Source organism: Paraburkholderia sp. WC7.3g, assembly GCF_050436345.1.
GTDB lineage: Bacteria > Pseudomonadota > Gammaproteobacteria > Burkholderiales > Burkholderiaceae > Paraburkholderia > Paraburkholderia podalyriae.
In genome coordinates this window covers 1,763,111-1,782,317 of the sequence record NZ_JBNDMA010000004.1, presented here as the reverse complement: position 1 = coordinate 1,782,317, position 19,207 = coordinate 1,763,111, and the positions used below count along the sequence as shown (strand labels likewise).

Annotated in this window: 15 protein-coding genes and 3 pseudogenes; 10 read left to right on the top strand and 8 right to left on the bottom strand. The window is 61.4% G+C overall.

Annotation, left to right across the window (positions count from 1 at the left end; genetic code table 11):
- The first annotated feature begins 594 nt into the window (after positions 1-594).
- Both OKW43_RS41830 and OKW43_RS41825 read left to right on the top strand, forming a co-directional pair.
- Positions 595-1,935 carry a trypsin-like peptidase domain-containing protein gene (locus OKW43_RS41830; RefSeq protein ID WP_429454681.1) on the top strand — a complete coding sequence of 447 codons (1,341 nt, stop codon included), beginning with the start codon at positions 595-597 and terminating at the stop codon, positions 1,933-1,935.
- A 555-nt stretch (positions 1,936-2,490) separates the two neighbouring features.
- A complete protein-coding gene (locus OKW43_RS41825) occupies positions 2,491-2,766 on the top strand; it encodes a transposase (RefSeq protein ID WP_187637458.1) in 276 nt (91 codons plus the stop codon).
- Between the two features lie 115 nt (positions 2,767-2,881).
- Here OKW43_RS41825 and OKW43_RS41820 read toward each other — a convergent pair.
- Positions 2,882-3,124: pseudogene (locus OKW43_RS41820) on the bottom strand (nucleoside deaminase); the annotation flags it as partial.
- A gap of 26 nt (positions 3,125-3,150) precedes the next feature.
- Positions 3,151-4,263, bottom strand: coding sequence for a BMP family ABC transporter substrate-binding protein (locus OKW43_RS41815; protein WP_429454680.1), 1,113 nt, complete (start codon positions 4,261-4,263; stop codon positions 3,151-3,153).
- Between the two features lie 739 nt (positions 4,264-5,002).
- Here OKW43_RS41815 and OKW43_RS41810 point away from each other — a divergent pair.
- From OKW43_RS41810 to benC, 5 genes are all read left to right on the top strand, one after another.
- Positions 5,003-5,755 (top strand): type IV pili methyl-accepting chemotaxis transducer N-terminal domain-containing protein, encoded by a 753-nt coding sequence (locus tag OKW43_RS41810; protein ID WP_429454679.1) that lies wholly within the window; start codon positions 5,003-5,005, stop codon positions 5,753-5,755.
- Between the two features lie 308 nt (positions 5,756-6,063).
- Entirely contained in the window at positions 6,064-6,249 is a 186-nt protein-coding gene (locus OKW43_RS41805) for a hypothetical protein (RefSeq protein ID WP_429454678.1), read from the top strand.
- 156 nt (positions 6,250-6,405) lie between these two features.
- Positions 6,406-6,858, top strand: a complete 453-nt coding sequence (locus OKW43_RS41800; protein WP_187637454.1) for a universal stress protein — start codon at positions 6,406-6,408, stop codon at positions 6,856-6,858.
- 253 nt (positions 6,859-7,111) lie between these two features.
- Positions 7,112-7,366: a hypothetical protein gene (locus OKW43_RS41795; RefSeq protein WP_246530264.1), complete on the top strand. Its 255-nt coding sequence runs from the start codon at positions 7,112-7,114 to the stop codon at positions 7,364-7,366.
- A gap of 119 nt (positions 7,367-7,485) precedes the next feature.
- Positions 7,486-10,275: a benzoate 1,2-dioxygenase electron transfer component BenC gene (gene benC / locus OKW43_RS41790; RefSeq protein ID WP_429454677.1), complete on the top strand. Its 2,790-nt coding sequence runs from the start codon at positions 7,486-7,488 to the stop codon at positions 10,273-10,275.
- A 24-nt stretch (positions 10,276-10,299) separates the two neighbouring features.
- Here benC and OKW43_RS41785 read toward each other — a convergent pair whose 3' ends face one another.
- Positions 10,300-11,232 carry a helix-turn-helix domain-containing protein gene (locus OKW43_RS41785; protein WP_429454676.1) on the bottom strand — a complete coding sequence of 311 codons (933 nt, stop codon included), beginning with the start codon at positions 11,230-11,232 and terminating at the stop codon, positions 10,300-10,302.
- 123 nt (positions 11,233-11,355) lie between these two features.
- Here OKW43_RS41785 and OKW43_RS41780 point away from each other — a divergent pair, with 123 nt between their 5' ends.
- The 3 genes from OKW43_RS41780 to OKW43_RS41770 are packed head-to-tail and all read left to right on the top strand — an operon-like array spanning position 11,356 to position 14,301.
- Positions 11,356-12,201, top strand: coding sequence for an SDR family NAD(P)-dependent oxidoreductase (locus OKW43_RS41780; RefSeq protein ID WP_429454675.1), 846 nt, complete (start codon positions 11,356-11,358; stop codon positions 12,199-12,201).
- A 34-nt stretch (positions 12,202-12,235) separates the two neighbouring features.
- Entirely contained in the window at positions 12,236-13,957 is a 1,722-nt protein-coding gene (locus tag OKW43_RS41775; RefSeq protein WP_429454674.1) for an FAD-dependent oxidoreductase, read from the top strand.
- Entirely contained in the window at positions 13,954-14,301 is a 348-nt protein-coding gene (locus OKW43_RS41770) for an NIPSNAP family protein (RefSeq protein WP_429454673.1), read from the top strand. The genes OKW43_RS41775 and OKW43_RS41770 overlap by 4 nt, the downstream gene beginning before the upstream one ends.
- A gap of 435 nt (positions 14,302-14,736) precedes the next feature.
- Here OKW43_RS41770 and OKW43_RS41765 read toward each other — a convergent pair.
- From OKW43_RS41765 to OKW43_RS41745, 5 genes and pseudogenes are all read right to left on the bottom strand, one after another.
- Positions 14,737-14,922 (bottom strand): annotated as a pseudogene (locus tag OKW43_RS41765) (type II 3-dehydroquinate dehydratase); the annotation flags it as partial.
- A 326-nt stretch (positions 14,923-15,248) separates the two neighbouring features.
- Positions 15,249-16,112 (bottom strand): Gfo/Idh/MocA family protein, encoded by an 864-nt coding sequence (locus OKW43_RS41760; RefSeq protein WP_429454672.1) that lies wholly within the window; start codon positions 16,110-16,112, stop codon positions 15,249-15,251.
- Between the two features lie 34 nt (positions 16,113-16,146).
- Complete coding sequence (locus OKW43_RS41755) at positions 16,147-16,908, bottom strand: SDR family oxidoreductase (protein ID WP_429454671.1); 762 nt, start codon at positions 16,906-16,908, stop codon at positions 16,147-16,149.
- 2 nt (positions 16,909-16,910) lie between these two features.
- Positions 16,911-17,798: pseudogene (locus tag OKW43_RS41750) on the bottom strand (MFS transporter); the annotation flags it as partial.
- Between the two features lie 48 nt (positions 17,799-17,846).
- A complete protein-coding gene (locus OKW43_RS41745) occupies positions 17,847-19,112 on the bottom strand; it encodes an IS256 family transposase (RefSeq protein ID WP_429444807.1) in 1,266 nt (421 codons plus the stop codon).
- Positions 19,113-19,207 lie beyond the last annotated feature (95 nt).

Below are 19,207 nucleotides of genomic sequence, written 5' to 3'. Positions count from 1 at the left end.
ACAAGCAAGCCGTGAGGGCAAAGCATTCGACGTGCCGCCACTTGCAACGCGCGCGACGACGACCCTTTGACCCACGCCAGGATTTCTACTCGCTGCAATTTGCCCGCCGCTTCCCTATAAATAAAAGAGGACGAGCGAGCAAACCGTTCGCGTCCTGATGGCCCATTGCTGGCAAACATGCTGCAGCCGAATCTCAAGCCGACTTTGATTCACGCGAGATCGTGTATCGGGTCGATCGCATCCCTGCGCGCGGAAACGCTGGAACGCTCGGCGCTACCACACGCGCGAAATATTTTCTTCACAGTGCAACGCATATTGGGGGGCGCTGTGTCTGACCTGACTCAATCGATCCGCTCAACTCGGGCTCGCATCTGGTTTTACGCTGCCGTGACAACGGCATGTCTGATCGGTTGTTCCTGCGCGGACGCAGCCGCAGTCGTCACTTCTCCGGCAACCGCTTCCGCGGTTGCGCCTGCATCGGCGCCACCATCGGCGCCTGCCACCGCGCCAGCGAAGGGCAAGCGCGCTGCAACCGGCAGCACGGCCGCGCCAATCGACTTTCCCGCGGTCGTCGAGCGTTATGGGCCGGCTGTCGTGAATATCCGCGCGACAGTGCCGGTGAATGCGCCCGCCAGCGCGATGCCCGCTTTGGGTCCCAGCGCCGAAGCGGTCGACCGCGACGATCCCATCTTCTCGTTCTTCAAGCAGGTCTTGCCACAATCGCAAAACGGTCAGGGCGCTACGCCGCGCGCGATGTCCGGCGTCGGATCGGGCTTCATCGTGAGCCCGAACGGTCTCATTCTGACAACGGCGCATGTCGTCGATCAGTCCGATGACGTGACCGTGCGTCTGACCGACCGGCGCGAGTTCAAGGCAAAAATCGTGGCCGTCGATACGCAAAGCGACATCGCCGTGATCCAGATCGACGCGACGGAACTGCCTACCGTCAAGCTCGGCGATTCGGCGCGCGTGCGCGTGGGCGAGCAGGTGCTGACGATCGGTTCGCCAGACAGCTATCAGAATACGGTCACGGCGGGCATCATCAGCGCGACGTCGCGCACGCTCGCCGATGGCAGCACCTTTCCGTTCTTCCAGACGGACGTGTCGCTGAACCCCGACAACTCGGGCGGCCCCGTGTTCAACCGCGCGGGCGAAGTGGTCGGCATCGACGTGCAGGTGTATGCCGATAGCGATCGCTTGCAGAGCCTGACGTTCGCAATCCCCATCAATATGGCGAACAAGGTGCGCTCGCAGTTGCAAGACGGGCAAGCCTCGCAGGACCAGCAAAGCGCGCAAAACGATGCGCGCAGCAATCTGGGCATTCAGGTACAGGACGTCGATGCGAATCTGGCTGGCGCGTTCGGCCTGCCGCGCGCGGCGGGCGCGCTGGTGACGTTGGTCGATCCGGGCAGTCCGGCGGCGGCGAGCAATCTGAAAACGGGCGACGTGATCGTGCAACTCGCCGACAAGCCTATCGACCGCGCGGCCGATCTAACCGAACAGAACCCAGCATTGCAGACCGGAACGAAAGTCCCGCTGAAGCTGATCCGCGATCGCAAGCCGATGACGGTGATGGTGAATGTCGGGCCAGCGTCGCAACAGGCGAACGCAGCTGCGGGCGGGGTTGCAGGCCCAAGCTCTGACGCAGGCTCGCGGCAGTTTCACGCGCTCGATCATCTTGGCCTCACGATGCATTCTTTGACCGACCAGGAGCGGCGCAGCATGGACCTTCCTCAAGGTCTGATGGTCGATGGCGTGTCGGGGACAGCGGCCGCTGCCGGCATCAAGCCGGGCGATGTCGTGCTGTCGTTGAACGGCACGCTGGTCGCGTCGCAGGATGAACTGGCGTCGCTTGCGGCAAGGGCTGGCAAGAAAGCAGCGTTGCTGATTCAGCGCAATCACGCACGAAGCTTCGTCACGGTCGAGCTCAAATAAAAAAGCGAGCAAGCGTCAGGCGCAGGCGGTGTTTCGCGAAGCACAAATTCGTCGTGACAACGGGATCGAGGAGATACGCGTGCGACGCGGATGACTCGACGAAAAATCAACGAACAAGCCGAAGCGCCTCGTTTAACCCAGAAGGAAATCCTGACACGCGAATCAGCCATTTCCGATGACACAATCCGTCGACACCGATGGAAGTCGGATCCACGGCTGCCTACGATGTCTTCAACAAGCGGCAGCGGCAATGGTGGAACTGAGTTCTTTGCGCGCAGCCGTCGGAAAGTGGCCATGACACACCCGCAGCACGGCTCGCTTGCTAACTGTGTATCGCTCCAGGTGCGTGGCCGCAGACGGCGGAAAGCCCCGGATGCGCTGCTTTTTTCAACGATGCCGATTGCGGCTGACAGATTGACACCTGAAGAGAGGGCGCGTGTGCTCTTTGGCGTCGTCCATTGAACGCACGCGATTCGGAAAAATGATCCGGATGATGCGATCAAGATCTGACGGAAGGGAATTGCAGCCCGCGGCAAGAAAAGATGGGTGCATAGTATGTCCGCATTTATACCACTGAGCGACGCGGACTGGGCGCGTATCGTCGACCTCTTCCGGTTCGATGAAGCAAGGCGTTTTGGAAAGAAACGCAGGCATCCGCGCGAAATATTGAACGCGATACTTTGGGTCTTGACCGAGCAAAAGACATGGAACTGTTTGCCGCCTGACATGCCACCTGCTCAGACCTGCTACATAAAGTGCCTTCAATGGCGCCGCGACGGGACCTTGAAACAAGTGGAAGCCATACTCGGGCTGCGCATGGATTTCCACTAACACTGGACCGTCGGCCGGAAGCTTGGATCAAGAACCCGCTGTTCGGCCATGCTCGTACCTACGCATTCCGCTCATGACTGCACGCCCGGCTACCACCACCACCTATTTCGGCGACCGCGATACGCGCGAGCACCGCTTCCGCATGATTGGCGGAATCGACATTGCCCTGTTCTATTAGAACCGACTCCTGATCAGGCCCGACGAGTATGGCGCCAAACGGGTGACGGCCCAACAGCATCGCACGTTCTGCGATAACGCTTGCATGACGCAAATGGCGGGCGATCTGCTCGCGTGTCGGCGCGAGCCCCTGCTCAGGGAACGCCGACGCGTTCTGTTTCGGTGAAATGGTAAGGCTCAACGTGTATCTCTTCCACGTTGGCTGAGTTACTTCGGTAACGTGCCCTCGACCCCTTGCACGAACCAGTTGAGCCGCAGCAATTCGGCGTCGGGCAGCGACGTGCCGGCTGCCACCTTGATCGCGCCATTCTGATCCCTGATCGGTCCGGAGAACGGATCGAATCTGCCAGCGATAATGTCGTCGCGCTTTTGCACCAGCGCCTTTTGCGCGGCAGGCGATACGGCTGCAGTGTTGATGTCAGCGAGGTCGATTGCTTTTTCCTTGAGACCCCACCACGTCGGCGCGTTGGTCCACGTGCCGGATTGCACCTGTTCGACCAGGTGAGAGTAGTAGACGCCCCAGTAGCTCACGCATGCGCCCAATTGGGCATTCGGGCCGAACTTCTTCATGTCCGAGTCCCAGCCGAACGCGTGCACTTTCTTCTGCTCGGCAGTCTGCATTGTCGCCGTCGAATCGGTGTTCTGGATCAGCACGTCGGCTCCCTGGCCAATCAGCGTTTCGGCCGCCTGTTTCTCCTTGCCTGGATCGAACCAGCTATTGATCCATATGACCTTTACCTTCGCATTCGGATTGATCGAACGCGCACCCATTGTGAAGGCGTTGATGTTGCGTACCACTTCCGGGACCGGCACCGAGGCGACGAAGCCGAGCGTATTCGTCTTCGTCGTATAGCCGCCGACGAGCCCAGCCAGATAGGCGCTCTGGTACGTGCGCACGTCATAGGTCGCAAAGTTCGTGGCCTTCTTGTATCCGGTCGCATGCTCGAAGACGACGTCGGGATAATCCTTTGCAGTCTTCAGTTCGAAGTCCTGGAATCCGAAGCTCGAGCCCACGATAATCTTGTTGCCCTTGTTCGCGAGGTCGCGAAACACGCGCTCCGAGTCAGCGGATTCGGGTACGTTCTCGACGCGCGTGACCTTGATCTTGTCACCGAACCTCGCTTCGATCGCCTTCACACCCTGTTCGTGTGCGTAGGTCCAGCCAGCGTCACCGGGGTTGCCGAGGTAGACGAACGCGACGCCCATCGGCACCGCGGCGGCGGCAGCGGGGCTCAACGCGACATAGATGCCAAGCGCGGCTAAAAGCGTAACCGCAGGGCGCAGTGAGCGCACCGCCGCGCGAGCGAAGTTTGTTCTCATGGAGTCTCCGAAGATGGGGAACCGGAAGGAGACGACGCCAGTCGGCGGACGACTGGCTGCGTCGCGTCAGCGATGATGGTGGTGAGTCAATATCAAGGCCGAAATTTTGATTCGTTATGTGTTGTATAACGGAATTGATATGAAGCCATTGGGAAATTGGCCTGCGGATCGCGGAGTTCGAATAGGAGACCGCGCCAAAACAGGGGCACTACGCCGCGGTATGGCGATCGCTATTGTTGGCCCCGAGCGTCGGATACCATCGCTCGAAGCATGATCGCAACGGTTCATTCAGGCCGGGTGGCCGCCTGCAATCGATCGAGACACCGGTTGGTCGGATGACGAACCGTCAACGCCTCCCATACTGTTTTCGCTGATCTACTCCGCGTGCCCGAAGTAGGTGCGATGCACCAACAGCAGGCGCATCAGGCACGTCAAAGGGGCCGGGCGTTTGAGCGCAGGCGCCCTGACTATTCGTCGTCACCGAGCGCAGTCTCGCGGAGCGCCGATGGCACATGTATTGCTCTCTTGAAAGTGTCGGGCCAACGGTGGCCCAATCAAACGAAGACCCCGCACAAAACGGCGGGTAGAGTTGATCATGCGGGGCAACGGCGTCCCGAAGTGACACTATGGGCATGGTTTCCATGTCCGGTGCGCTTCGGGACGCTTTTTTGTTTGCCCGAAGGGGGCACCACGCTTCGCCTCGCATATCGGACCATTCTCGGGATCGGGTGCGTTACTCATGATGAACAAGCGGGACCTTACAGATACGGTATCGGGGGAAATCGTTGGTGAACTCATCAACCTCGCGGGCCGGCAGCGCATGCTCTCGCAGCGCATCGTGCTGCACGTTCTGCTGAGCGTCCGTGGCGAAGCGGCGGCGCTTGCCGTCGCACGGACGTGCCTCGCGACGTTTGCGCAGGCGCACGCCCAGCTAGTCGACGGCGACGATCGTTTACCCGGCGCGTTCTCGGACGCGCTACGCGCCCTCTATTTTGGCTCGCAGAGGGCCGATGAGCGCATTCGTGGCTTCATGAGACTCGCAGCGGACGCCATCGAAGCGCTCGAACGGAATCCCCAACCGGTTTGTGTACTCCGCGACGAAGCCGTTGGCCGGCTCACCGACGAAGCCTCTCCGCTGCTGGATCTTCTGCAGGCCATTACGCAGGCGTATCAGGACGAAATGCAGAGTGTCGAGACGGCGGCGCGCCGGCGTCAGTTAGCCGTCGTCGACGAACTGGCAGCGATCTCCATGCGTGCAAACATCGTCGCGCTGAATGCGCGCGTTGCTGCCGCGCGCGCTGGGCAGTTCGGACGCGAATTCGCTGTGATTACGGGGGAACTGGCGCACGTGATCGGCGAAATGGACAACCTGGTGCAAAGCGCCGTCGGCGCACCCAGAGGTGTCGATGCCAGGGACGGCGCGGTAGCGCTTCGTCGAGGGCGAATCGACGGAGCCGGAATTCAACGGTTACATAGCCGTTACACGGGTTGAAATCCATTTACCCGGAGAGCCTTGTTCTTGTCGATGCACCGTTCAACCATTGACGTCGCCGACCAAGCGAGGATATGGCCACTGCCAGCCGACCGCCAGCCGAGCCGGATGGTTGGCTCTTTGTGACGCATTGACTCAGATTATTTGTTACCAGGCCGGGGTTGTTGCCTCATGTAATTTGCTACCTTCCAGATGTCTGGCGGGTGCGGCTTGAATATGCCGCGTCTTGCCCGCGCAGCGCGTATCACTCAGATCGGCTAGGCGGATTATCATGGTAGAAGCTGCATTCATCAGCGCAGGAGCACATCATGACCTCCAATCCATCCGCTGAGCCGACCGGCACCTCTCTCGACCCCGCGCAAACTTCCGCCGGCACGACTCGCCAGCCCGATCCGAAGGGCCTGCAAAATCCGGCCCGAGACGACCTTCCTAACGCAGACGCGGCAGAGCCCGAGCCTCACGAGCATCTCCCGTCCAGAAGCGACGACAACTGACTCAACACCGCAGGTGCCGACGTCGTCCGCATGACAATTTCGCATGCTTTCGCGCCGACGCCGTGAAGTCGGGGAGCACTCGCGGTTCACGCAAATGGCTCGATGCATTTCGTCAGACAAGGTCACGGCCCGGTTTGAACCGCACAGGAGCAGATCATGCAGAACGTGCTGGTAGGTTATGACGGGTCGGCGTCCGCGCAATATGCCGTTGCTTTCGCGGTCGATCTCGCGAAGCGTTTCGACGCGCACTTGCATGTACTCGTCGTCGCGCGCACGCCGGACTGGGGCGCGATAGAAGTTGAGCGAAAAAATCTGATCGATCTGGAAGTGCGCCATGCCACCGCGATCCTCGACGACATCAAGGCGAAGCTCGCCGCTTCGATCGGGGCCGTGGAGTTCGATCTCGTGGTCGGCCCGCCGGCGAAGGAGATCGTGCTGTACGCGGAGCGGCAAGCTATCGACCATCTCGTGGTGGGGCATCGCGGACATACGCCGTTCGATCGCTGGCTGATAGGTTCGGTCGCCCGCCAGGTGCTCGCCTACGCGCCGTGCGCGGTCACCATCGTGCGCGATCCGGCGACGATGAAAAAATCGCGGCATGAGAACTGAACACCATCGGCATAAAATCCGCACCTGGCCAATCACGCACACGGCCCGCGCGATTGCGACCACATATCTCGAGCACGGCACAGTCAGTCCGGCGATGCCATGCGGCGAGGCGTTCTTTGAGTATGACGCGATGAGGTGCCGCGTTCATCTGATAAGCCTCTCCGGACACGGACCAGGCCCTAATGCCGTTCAGTTAAGCAACTGAACGGCATTTTTGTTGTCTGCGCAAAGTGGTTGTAAACGAGGCGTGGCGATGTTAGCTTCCATCGCCATACTGGTCGATGATTTGCGCCTCCTCGTTGAATCACAGCCGCCGCTCGAATGGCGACGGCTGGGTCAGCATCTGCCGTACGAATGGAGCGCATTTAATGTGGTCGACGTGTATTTTCTGGACGCGGAAGGGGGTGAGGTCCAGATTACTGCGGTCATCCGGCATCCATCACAATGCACGTTTTGTCCGGGTGAACGTCGTCTCTGTCCATTGAGGGGAACGCGGCTCAGGCTCTAAATTGGCGTCATTAAATCCACCGGGCGCTTGCGAGAAACAAGGGCATCTTGCGCGCCACCCCGCCCGAGCAAGCCGCCAGCGCAGCGGTATGTTCGGGCGGCTCTAGAGGAGACACCGCCATGGCCCATCAGATAGCCCTCCGTTTTGAGGACGAAGTGACCCGCTTCATCGAGTGCGAGGAGGGCGAGCGCGTCACCGACGCCGCCATTCGCGCGAAGATCAATATTCCACTCGATTGCCGTGATGGCGTGTGTGGCACCTGCAAGGCGGACTGCGAGTCCGGCGAGTACGTTCTGGGCGACTGCGTGGAAGATGCGCTTAGCCCGGAGGAGGCGAGCGCCCGCAAGGTTCTCACCTGCCAGATGAGCCCACGTTCCGACTGCGTGATCCAGATCGCCACGAACTCCGATGTCTCGGGTACCGGCCCCTCCTCCCACAGGGGACGGATCGTCGCCTGCCAACGAGCGTCGGACACCACGATCGCCTTTTCGGTCGAGCTCGAGAACCGCGCGGATCTCGGCTTTCTTCCTGGGCAGTATGTCAACGTCCAGGTGCCCGGCACCGACCAGACACGGTCCTACTCCTTCAGCTCGGGGCCCTCCGAGCCGCACGTGTCCTTTCTTGTGCGCAATGTGCGTCAAGGGGTGATGTCGACCTGGCTCTGCGAAACCGCCAAAGTAGGCGACCCAATCGAGTTTCGCGGCCCGATGGGAAGCTTCTACCTGCGCGCCATTGAACGGCCGGTGCTGTTTCTGGCGGGTGGCACGGGCCTCGCGCCGTTCCTCTCGATGCTGGACAAGATCGTCGAGGACGGCGGCAGCCCGTATCCGATCCACATGATCCTTGGTGTGAACACCGATGAGGATCTGGTTCGCATCGACCGGCTCGAAACCTATGCGCAGCGCCTGCCGAACTTCACCTATGCCTGCACCGTCTCCAGCCCCGACAGTGCCTATCCCAACAAGGGCTATGTAACCCACCACATCAGCGCTTCCCAGCTCAACGGTGGCGATGCGGATGTCTACCTCTGCGGCCCGCCGCCGATGGTCGATGCGGTACGCGATTTTCTGTCGTCCGAAGGGCTGACGCCGCGCCATTTCTATTATGAGAAGTTCGCCGGTACAGGCCTGGTGGTCCAGACCGGCGAGGAGCGCATCGCTCCTGTCGATGTCGATGAAGCCTTCGACCTGCGCATGGCTCTCGAACTGGGGGCGGCTCAGCTGACCATGGGCCGGCTGTCGAGCGAGCAATTGATCACCTTCCGCCAGCTCGCCGAGGCGACGGCGCCGTTCGTGCGCGGGCGGCACTTTACGGACGTTCCACGCTACATCGAGGCGAACCACGCCTTCCACATGTTCACGATCGAAGCTTCCGGGAACGCACAGTTGATCGCGCTCTACCGGCAACTGGCCGTGCAGGACTACATCGCTCGCGCGCTGACCGACCAGATCGAGATCGTCGGCGATATCGTCCAGCAGCACCGGGACATTGTCGCCGCCTTCGAACTGGGCGACCTGAACGCGGCGCGGGACGTGATTGCGCTGCATGCGCTCCATTCCAAGGCTACGATGAGCCGGGCGCTGGAGCGCATGGCGATGGGCAAGCAGGCACCCGTTGCCGCGGCGGCCCCCGCTCTCCCGTCTGCCGTGCCGCAGAGCGCGCCGCAAGTCTGCCCATACACGGGCAGCACGCTTCCGTCCTATTCACACGAACTGGACTGGCCCGAGGGGTTGGAGCCATTCAAGGTGGTCGATGACGGCTCGCAAGGCGATCCTTACGAGCACTACCGCTGGATGCGGGAGCATGCGCCAGTGCTGCGTTGCCAGTCGTCGACTTCGGACGTGTGGTTCCTGTCGCGCTATGACGATGTCTACCAGGCGATCCGCAACCCGAAGCTGTTTTCTTCCGAGGTCGTCAGCCCGCCACCGCTGACGTTCCTGACGCTGTTCGATGCACCCGACCATTCGCGGTTACGCAAGGTCGTCCAGCCGTCCTTCCTGCCCTTGGCGCTCGATCCCTTTATCGATCAGATCGCGCAAAGGGCGGAGGACCTCCTCGACGCGATGATTGCCAAAGGCGGCGGTGATGTCGTCAACGATTTCGCGATCCCGCTCAGCATCTCGACCATCTCCACGATGATCGACGTGCCGAACGAGGATGAGGAAAAGATGAAGTTCTGGTCGGACGAGACCTTTAGCTATTTCGGGCGCCTCGCCCGCAATGCGCCCGGGACCGGCACCGACGAGCAGAGCGCGCAAGCTTTCTTCGCCTACCTGAAGAAAGCACTGGAGCGGCTCGCTCTCACCGACAGCCAGTCGATCGGCGGACATATCGCGCGCATGTGGAAGGACGGGCTGCTTTCGGAAAAGGAAGCGAAGGAGCTGTGCGCGTTCGTCTTCATCGCCGGGCACGACACGACGACTATCCTTGTCGCCAACGCTTTTCGCATGTTTGCCGAGCAGCCGGATCTCCTGGGACGTATCCGCGAAAACCCCGCCGACGCTGACCGGTTCGTCGAGGAGGTGGCGCGCTATCGCGGTACCGTCCAGCGCGTGAGCCGAATCACCACCGAGGCGACCACTATCGCGGGCGTCGATCTGCCCAAGGGCGCGGTGGTGCGCTTGCTGCTGTCGGCTGCGAACCGCGACAGCCGCAAGTTCGCCGAAGGCGAGACGTTCGACATCGACCGCGATTCCAGCGGCCATCTGGGTTTCGGCAACGGCATGCACAAATGCCTTGGCGCGCCGCTCGCCAAGCTGGAGACGCTGATCGCGACGAAGGCTCTGGCCCGCAAGATTGGCGCTATTGCGCTCGATCCGGCAAGGCCGATCCAGTATGTGCGGGGCAACAATCTGACCAACTCCGGGCCGGAGCACCTGTTCGTGAGGCTAGGTGGCTTGTCGGCCTGAAGCGGATCAGGGGGCGAGGGCGAGTCAGCCCGCTCTCGCCTTTTCTGGCGGCAAGGATCGATCGTGGGCTGCGGAGCGATATTCGGTTGGCCGGAGTCCCGTCTGTTTGCGGAAGAAACGACCGAAATAGGCCTCGTCCTGAAAGCCCAGTTCACTGGCGATCTGCTTCACGCTGAGCGTCGAATAGCCGAGCAGCCGCTTGGCCTCGTGGATCGAGCGTGCATCGATCGCCTCGATTGCCGAGACCCCGAACGTAGCGCGGCAGATGCGGGAGAGCTGGCCGGTGGTCACGCCCATCGCGTCGGCATAGCTGGCGACCGGCCGCCGCTCACGGCAATGTCGGTCGAGCAGGGCGCGGAACCGCTCTATCCGCGCGGCCATTGTCCGCTGCTCGGAACTGGCAGAAAGCCGCGCGCTCTCGCTGAGGCGCCCGATCCTGACGAACAGGGCGATCGTCAGTGCTGCGCCTGCGGTGAACTGCCAGCGCTCGTGGCTCTCCGCCTCGTGCCCGATCGACTGAAACAGGGTGTCCAGAGGTGTGCCGCGCTCGACGTCGGGATCGATCGACAGCACGGTCGGCGTGCGGATGAATTCCAGCAGCTCGGGCGCGGCCGTCATCGCCAGCGATTCCAGCGCGGACTGCGCTGCGGTGATGACGTGACCGTCGATGTCGCTGCGGAAGTGAAAGCCGTGGACCGAGCGCGCTGGAACGACGATCAGGCATGGCGCAACGACCGCCCAGGTCTTGCCGTCGATGAAGGTTTCGCCGCCCCCGGCGGTGACGTAGAGCACCTGGATCAGCGCATCGTGGACGTGCGGCTCGATGTCGAAGTCGAAACGGCCGGCACGCAGGGGAATGCGTTCGTAATGGACCATGTCGACCCAGGGTTGGTCCGCTTCCGCGCCATAGAGCGCGAAATGCAGCACGGTCCGGCGGCGCTGCTGGTCAGAGGCCATGATGCACGTTATGTCCTGCTCTATGTAATCTCTGTCCATTGTTCCATATGCGCTCGAGGCGTTCAATGGCGATACGAATTTCAGAGAAGCGCAATCGCATACAAATTTCAGGAATGTAATGACATGAGACAGGAACTTGAAAATCGCGCAGCTGCGTCGACCCCGTACGCGCTGAACCTGCACGGAAAGGTCTGCGTGGTCACGGGTGCGGGCAGCGGCATTGGTGCCGGCATCGCACGCGCCTTCGCCGAAGTCGGAGCACATGTGGCGCTTGTGGATCGGAATCTTGCCGGCGCTGAAGCGCTCGCCGCCGAACTTCGGAAGGCCGGTGCGGTGGCGCAGGCGATCGGCTGCGACGTGTCGGACGAAGCCTCGGTTGCCGCAGCTGCTGACCAGGTTCGCGCAGAGCTGGGGCCGGCCAGCGTGCTCGTCAACAATGCCGGGCTTCTGCGCGCCGGAACTCTCGAGACGGTCTCGATCGAGGACTGGAACCAGGCCATCGCCGTTAACCTGACCGGCTATCTCCTGTGTGCTCGAGCTTTCGGGCGCGACATGCTGGCGGCGGGCAAGGGCAGTATCGTCCACGTTGCCTCGATTGCGGGGCTCAATCCGCAGACCAATAGCGGTTCCTATAGCCCGAGCAAGGCGGGCGTGTTGTTGCTTTCGCGGCAGTTGGCGGCGGAGTGGGGCCCACGCGGGGTGCGCAGCAACTGCGTGCTACCCGGCATGATCCGCACCGCGCTGTCCGCGAAGTTCTATGAGGAGCCCGGCTTCGAGGCTCGCCGCGCCGCCGCCACCGCGAGCCGCCGCATCGGCGAGCCAGAGGACCTCGCCGGCCCGGCTATGTTCCTCGCCTCTGACCTGGCTGCCTACGTCAATGGCGCGGAGGTGCTCGTCGACGGCGGGCTCGATTGCATGCTGATGGACATGGTCCCGCGCCCCGGTTTCAATGCCACCCCGGCCGCGTGAGCTGGATCACACCATAACGACAAGGAGATTGGATATGACCAAGGAGATCACTTGCGATCTGGTCGTGGTCGGATCGGGTGCCGCGGGCCTCGCCACTGCGATCACTGCACGCAAGCGCGGCCTCGATGTGATCGTGCTCGAAAAGGAGCCCGTGTTCGGTGGTACGACCGCGCTGTCGGGCGGGGTCTTATGGATTCCGCTGAGCAAATACGGCCGACAGCAGAACCCGGCTGACACCGTCGAGCGCGTGCGCGAATACATGATGAGCGAGACGGGCAACAACTTCGATGCCGCCGCGGTCCAGTGCTTTATCGACAACGGGCCGGCTATGGTCGAGTTCTTCGAGCGCGAGACCGAGATGAAGTTCGTGCCCACGCTCTATCCGGACTATCACCCGGATGCGCCCGGCGGCGTCGACATCGGCCGCTCGATCCTTGCCGCGCCCTATGACATTCGCGGGCTGGGCAAGGACATGCGCCGCCTCAAGCCGCCGCTCGAGACGATCACGTTCATGGGAATGATGTTCAATTCCTCGAATGCGGACCTCAAGCACTTCTTTCGCGCGACCAAGTCCCTTGTTTCGTTCCTCTATGTGGCCCGCCGTCTGGCAACGCACGTCAAGGAGTTGGCGCTCTACCGGCGGGGGATCAACGTCACGAGCGGCAACGCGCTCGCCGCGAGGCTCGCGAAGTCGGCACTGGCGATCGACATTCCGATCCTCACGTCGACGCGTGTGAAGGAACTGCTGAGCGAGGACGGCAAGGTGATCGGTGTGCGCGCGACCGTAGCGGACGGCGACCTTCGGATCACCGCGCGGCACGGCGTCGTGCTGGCTTGTGGTGGCTTCCCGCACGATCTCAAGCGTATCGCGCAGGTCTATCCGCATGTGAAGCGTGGGGGTGAGCATCTGTCGCCCACGCCCGTCGGCAATACCGGCGACGGGCTGACCATGGCGGAGAAGGTGGGTGGTGCCGTGAAGCTCGGCTTCGCCGATGCGTCGGCCTGGATGCCTGTCTCAAAGGTGCCCTTCGGCAAGGGCCGCACTGGCGTATTCCCGCATCTGCTCGACCGCTATAAGCCCGGCGTGATCGGCGTGTTGCTGAGCGGTCGGCGCTTCACCAATGAATCGAATTCCTATCACGATGTCGGCGCGGCGTTGATGCGCGCCTGCGAGGGTGAGCGGGAGACGGCGATGTGGCTGATCTGCGACAAGGTGGCGCTGGGCAAGTATGGACTGGGATATGCCAAGCCCGCCCCGATGCCAGTGGGGCCGTTGCTGCGCAAAGGCTACCTGATCAAGGGCGAGACGATCGGCGAGTTGGCGCGCAATTGCGGGATCGTTCCCGATGCGCTTGAGATGACGGTCCATGCCTACAATCTCGATGCGGAGCGCGGAGAAGACCCGTCGTTCCATCGCGGTCGCACATCGTTCAACCGTTATCTCGCCGATCCGGACAACAAGCCCAATCCCTGCGTTGCGCCTATTGCGACCGGCCCCTTCTATGCGGTGAAGGTCGTGATGGGCGATCTGGGCACGTTCGACGGCCTCGGGACTAGCGTCACCGGCGAGGTGCTGCGGGCCGACGGCAGCGAGATCGAGGGCCTTTACGCGGTCGGCAATGACCGGCGCAGCGTGATGGGCGGCAACTATCCGGGCGCCGGTATCACCCATGGGCCCAATATGACGTTCGGCTATGTCACCGGTAACGCCATCGCGACCAAAGCCATGGCCTGCAAAGAGAAGGTGCACGCATGAGTACCCACCCAATGTTTCTGGCGAAGCCCCTCGTGGACTTCCGGATCTACACGATCGCGCTGCGCAAGATGCCCGAGTTTCTCGACGTGTTTGACAGGCTCGCCATGCCAATCCTGCTCGAGACGCTTGGACATCCGCTCGGTTTTTGGACCAGTCTGGTCGGGCCGCAGAACCAGTTCACCCACCTGTGGGGATATGACGATCTGGCAGACTACGAACGACGGTGCCTTGCACGCGATACGCATCCGGACTTCCCCGCCTATCTCAAGGCATCGGGCCATCTGATCACGGCACAAGAGACACGGCTCATTCGTGCCGCCGCGCTGGATAGTGTCGCAGAGTAGGCCGATGTTCGAGAGTTCTGCTGTGAGTTGACAGCCGAGCGTCGGATCGCGCTGGTCTTTGATACCTGCAGAGATTGAAACGATAGTGCGTCGGCTGCGGTGAGCAGGCGAACAGGCATTGCGGGTCCGTGTCGACGAAGGATGCGGTGAGCGATTGTCGACGAACTGGGCAGCACAGTCGACCGTCTCTTCATGGCCGACACTACCCTGTCAATCGCAGAGCCAGATTGCTGCCTTTTGAAGACACCGATGTCAGCTCCGCAGAACGCTTACGGAACCGATGCTGTCGGTTAATTTCGGCTACTCGGCGGAGCCATGCGATGGTCACTCGAACGGCTGGTCTGCTCGGAATCCGGCCCAATGCCCGAAACACGCATGTCTGCCGAAGCGGGCTCCCTCAGTGAGCCCGCGTGCTTCATCAATTGAGGGACCGGCTCAGGTCTGGTTGCCCCACAGATCGTCAATCGCGCGGATCGCTAGCAAATATCCGTTCGCTCCTGCCCCGCAGATCACCGCAGTGGCCGCCACCGAGATCGTCGAGTGACGATATTCTTCCGAACGCTTGTGGAGGTTGGTGATATGCAATTCCACTACCGGCCGGCGGATGAACTTGACCGCTTCTCTTGACCTTGGCCTTTCAATGGATGCTGTTGTGGCGGATGGCGGGCGCTCGTAGTGCGGTCTTCCGCAAGCGGCGAAGAGCGGCCCCTTGGCGGCGGAGTTACGGTCTGCGTTGAAATTTGACTCGCACAATAACTCGTCGCAAGGCGTAGCGGCGGGTAGAGCCGTTAGGCGGCAACGGTCCTAGAAGGCATTGTCGACCGGTTCCGGTGCGCCGTCGTTGGCTACAGAGCGGTATCCTGCCTCGACGACAGCGATCGCATGCTCTGCCTCGCGCAACCCTGCAACGGGAGGACAATCATTCGCCAGATCGGCCCAGCTGCGCCTTAAGAACACCGAATAAAACTCGTCCGTGTGTATTCCACCTTCGTGGCGCGCCCCTGCTGTTGGCCCCGCGCTTTGATATAAAGCTGGTCCGCGTAACCCCGTGCGTAGGCGGAGGTATGTGAGATGGAAAACGCGAAATCTCGCTGATCTTCCGCTGTTGATGGATACAGGTAGCCCGTTTCAATTACTCCGATTTGGCCCGCAGCGTTCCGGCAGGTGAAGACGGCTTGCTCTTCAACGGTCACATCAGGCCGATACGTTCGCATCTGCGCCGAGACGTGGGTGATTGGGCCGTTTGTCAGAGTTGAGATCAGGTCGATGAAATGAACCCCGACATTTAACGTGGACCCTCCACCTGCATGCCGTTTATCAAGCATCCAGCTGCACCCGCCGCGCTCATATCGAGCTACCGGGCCAACGATGAACCTGAACGAGAGATGCTGGTATCCCTCCGGCGTAAATCCCTCCGCGGGGGAAAGACGGGTAGCCAGATCGCTCACACGCATGATGAAGGGAACACTGACGTAAACGCCGTGCTTCTCGGCGAGCTGCCGGACCCGGCGGACCTCCTGGAGGTTAAGTCCGCAAGGCTTCTCGATGAGAAACGGAATCCCGCGGGCGATTAGCCGCTCGGCCAGTCCCGCCATTTCCGAGTGGCGGCTGAATACCAGAGCAAAGTCGAAATCCTCGTTGAGGAGCTCTTCGTTGGAGCCGTACAGCTTGCACTTCAGCTGGTCCGCGACTGTTGATCCAGCAAACGAGGCAGTGTCTGAAATACCCACAACCTGGACACCAGGATCTCGCAACGCAGAGAGATACAGCGGAAAGTGCCAGTGGCTGACGTCGAAAACAGCAATTCTCATAAGGGGCTCCACAGCAGTGCGATCATCGAGGCCATCAATCCATGTAGGAGCCGCCATTCACACTGAGTGTCTCACCGAAGATATAGCTTGCATCATCCGAGACGAGGAAGGCAGCGGCCCGTGCAATCTCCTCGGGGCGCCCAAGGCGGCCCGCGGGAATGTTAGAGATGGTCGTCGCCTTCATCTCGGGGCTCATCTCATCGGTGAGTTCCGTCGCGACGAGGCCCGGCGCGATTGCATTGACATTGATGCCAAAGGGTGCCGCGTAGCGTGCGAGCGATTTTGTCAGGCCGATGATTCCAGCCTTCGCAGCGGTGTAATGTGCGTTTCCACTGAAGTCGCCACGCTTGCCGGCCACTGAACTCACGTTGACGATCTTTCCATACCTTTGCGCCTTCATCGACGCGAGAACAGCCTGGCAGCAGATGAACGCGCCCTTGAGATGGACGTTAATCATCCGATCCCATTTCTCCGGGCTAATCTCGGGAAAACTGACGAAGTCGCCAATTCCAGCGTTGTTAATCAGGATGTCGACACGGCCATGGTCCGCAAGGAGCCGGCGGAAGGCCGCCTCGACCTGGTCCGTATCAGCCACGTCGAAAGCGACGGCGCTGGCGCTTGCCCCTCTTCGTCGAATGTTTTCCGCCGCCTCGGTTGCGGGTTCAAGTGTGCGGTCGTTGACGATCACATGCGCACCACGGTCGGCGAGAACATCGGCGATGGCGATACCCAACCCGCGCCCTGCGCCCGTGACCACGGCGATCTTGCCCGACAGGTCCTGCTGATTTAACGTCATGATCATCCCCGGTGTTGTTGGCTCGCGAGAACCTCGGTGCGCAGATGGTTTGCGAAGTCCTGCGAGTCGGCCGTTTCGGTTGCTCCCACCATCATCTCGGCACGCAGGCGATCGTAGTCGCCTTTCGGTACGGGGACCGCGTTGCGGTTGCCGAGGTCGTGGAGGCGGATCCGGTACGTCTCGCGCGTGGTGAAAGCGGCAATCGCGGCCACGACACAGATGCCGAATGTCAGGGCTCCGATCTTCAGCGGAATATTCGCGGAGCCGGGGGGCGCGACCGCGACAAAGAATGCCGGGAGAAGCGCGGAAAGCGTCGTCCCGACGTTCTGCCCGATGGCCATCCCGGACACGCGCACGCGCGTGTGGAACAGTTCCGGGAAGAGGCTTGGGAATACGCCGTTGAAGCCCTGATAGGCAATGCCCCACATGAGTACCGAGAGAATCATCGCCAGCCACAGGTTATGGATGCTGATCGCGTACAGATACACAAACGAGAGCAGTCCGGCGCTGAGCGTGCCGACAAGAACTGGCGGCCTGCGGCCAATCCTGTCTGAGAGGTTGCCGACGAAGGGAATCAGGATCACCGCGCAGATATTTCCCAGAACAGGAATCCACAGATACACGCCGGAAGGGAAGCCGATGCCGTACGCCGGCTGAACCGCGTAGGCGGCACCGAACACCGCGGCGACCAGGGCGATCACGGCGGTAAGCGCCATGCAAACCACGCGCACGATATCGTCCCAGCTCTGCCGGAATACTTCGACGACCGGCGAGGCGGGAACTTCGCCGTGTGCGCGCTCCTCGGCGAAGGCCGGGGTCTCGTCGACTTCGCGGCGAATGATGTAAGCCACAATCATGACGACGATGCTGAGCAGGAACGGAATCCGCCAGGAGCTAACGTCAAGAGTGGTGTATGGGCAACTTGAAGGCAGGCGCTTTCAGGCGGCGAGTTTCTGCTGAACCCGTTGATCGTCTTTCACCTGTTCGCCGTCCTTGAAGGCAATGCCCTCCAGCAGCAGCTTGATCTGTGCAGGGCCGTTGATACGGCGCCAGGTTTTCTCGGCTTCCTCGATCAGCTTGAATGCCAGGCCCAGGAAGGTCGCTCGCGACACGCAGTTGCGCGTACGCGTGGTGCGGTGGCGCACGGTCGCGAACGTCGACTCGATCGCATTTGTCGTGCGCAGATGCTGCCAGTGTTCCGCCGGGTAATCGTAAAAGGCCAACAGGCTTTCCCGGTCCTTCTTCAACGTTTCGGTGGCTTTCGGATACTTCGCCGCGTAGACCGTCACGAAACGATCGAAGGCGGCGTATGCGTCAGCGCGCGTCGCGGCCATCCAGATCGCCTGCAGGTCTGCTTTGGCTTTGCCTTGCTGCGACTTCGGCAGCGCATTGAGCACGTTGCCCATCTTATGGAACCAGCAGCGCTGGCCTCGCGTCGCAGGAAACACTTCTTCCAGCGCGGCCCAGAAGCCCATCGCGCCGTCGCCGATCGCCAGCAGCGGACCAGCCTGCAGGCCTCTCGATTTCAGGTCGAGCAGCAGTTCCTGCCAGGACGCCTTTGACTCCCGGTACCCATCGCCGATCGCCACGCGCTCCTTGCGCCCATCCGGCCTCACGCCGATGATCACCAGCAGGCACTGGCCGTCCGAATTCTCGCTTCGCAGCCCCGTGTGGATCCCGTCGACCCACCAATACACGTAGTGCGATTTCGACAGATCACGTTGGCTCCAGCTGGCATGTTCGTCGGCCCACTGCGCCTTCAGGCGGCTCACCACATTGGCCGACAGACCCTTGGCATCTTCGCCTAGCAGGACGCTCAGAGCCTCGCTCATGTCGCCTGTCGAGATGCCTTTCAGATACAGCCACGGCAGCGCAGCACTCACGCGTGGCGACTTCCTCACATACGGCGGCACAATCGACGAATTGAACTTCACACCAGATCCTGATCGATCGCGAACCTTCGGGACCTTCACGGCAATTGGCCCAGCCGCCGTCAACACTTCGCGCTCAGGCAGATAGCCGTTGCGCACCACGGCGCGCTGGCCGTGCAAGGTCTTGACGTTCTCGAACCGCTCCAGCAGCGCCGCGAGCTCGGCTTCGATCGCCTGCTGGATCACCTGCCGGGCTCCGTGCCGCACCAGTTCGTCCAGACCCAGACCGGCTCCCGATAGACCAACGACTTCTTTTTCCGTAAACTTGTTCATGGTGGATGGTTTGTTGTTTGCTGGTTTCCGACTTCGACAATCAGATTCTCAGCTGAAACCTCCACCGCCTACAATCTCCCGCCTCAACTCCCCCG

Coding starts and splice junctions, on each gene's coding strand:
- OKW43_RS41825 (WP_187637458.1), top strand. CDS start 2,491: ATGTCCGCATTTATACCACTGAGCGACGCGGACTGGGCGCGTATCGTC.
- OKW43_RS41815 (WP_429454680.1), bottom strand. CDS start 4,263: ATGAGAACAAACTTCGCTCGCGCGGCGGTGCGCTCACTGCGCCCTGCG.
- OKW43_RS41810 (WP_429454679.1), top strand. CDS start 5,003: ATGATGAACAAGCGGGACCTTACAGATACGGTATCGGGGGAAATCGTT.
- OKW43_RS41805 (WP_429454678.1), top strand. CDS start 6,064: ATGACCTCCAATCCATCCGCTGAGCCGACCGGCACCTCTCTCGACCCC.
- OKW43_RS41800 (WP_187637454.1), top strand. CDS start 6,406: ATGCAGAACGTGCTGGTAGGTTATGACGGGTCGGCGTCCGCGCAATAT.
- OKW43_RS41795 (WP_246530264.1), top strand. CDS start 7,112: ATGTTAGCTTCCATCGCCATACTGGTCGATGATTTGCGCCTCCTCGTT.
- benC (WP_429454677.1), top strand. CDS start 7,486: ATGGCCCATCAGATAGCCCTCCGTTTTGAGGACGAAGTGACCCGCTTC.
- OKW43_RS41785 (WP_429454676.1), bottom strand. CDS start 11,232: ATGGCCTCTGACCAGCAGCGCCGCCGGACCGTGCTGCATTTCGCGCTC.
- OKW43_RS41780 (WP_429454675.1), top strand. CDS start 11,356: ATGAGACAGGAACTTGAAAATCGCGCAGCTGCGTCGACCCCGTACGCG.
- OKW43_RS41775 (WP_429454674.1), top strand. CDS start 12,236: ATGACCAAGGAGATCACTTGCGATCTGGTCGTGGTCGGATCGGGTGCC.
- OKW43_RS41770 (WP_429454673.1), top strand. CDS start 13,954: ATGAGTACCCACCCAATGTTTCTGGCGAAGCCCCTCGTGGACTTCCGG.
- OKW43_RS41760 (WP_429454672.1), bottom strand. CDS start 16,112: ATGAGAATTGCTGTTTTCGACGTCAGCCACTGGCACTTTCCGCTGTAT.
- OKW43_RS41755 (WP_429454671.1), bottom strand. CDS start 16,908: ATGACGTTAAATCAGCAGGACCTGTCGGGCAAGATCGCCGTGGTCACG.
- OKW43_RS41745 (WP_429444807.1), bottom strand. CDS start 19,112: ATGAACAAGTTTACGGAAAAAGAAGTCGTTGGTCTATCGGGAGCCGGT.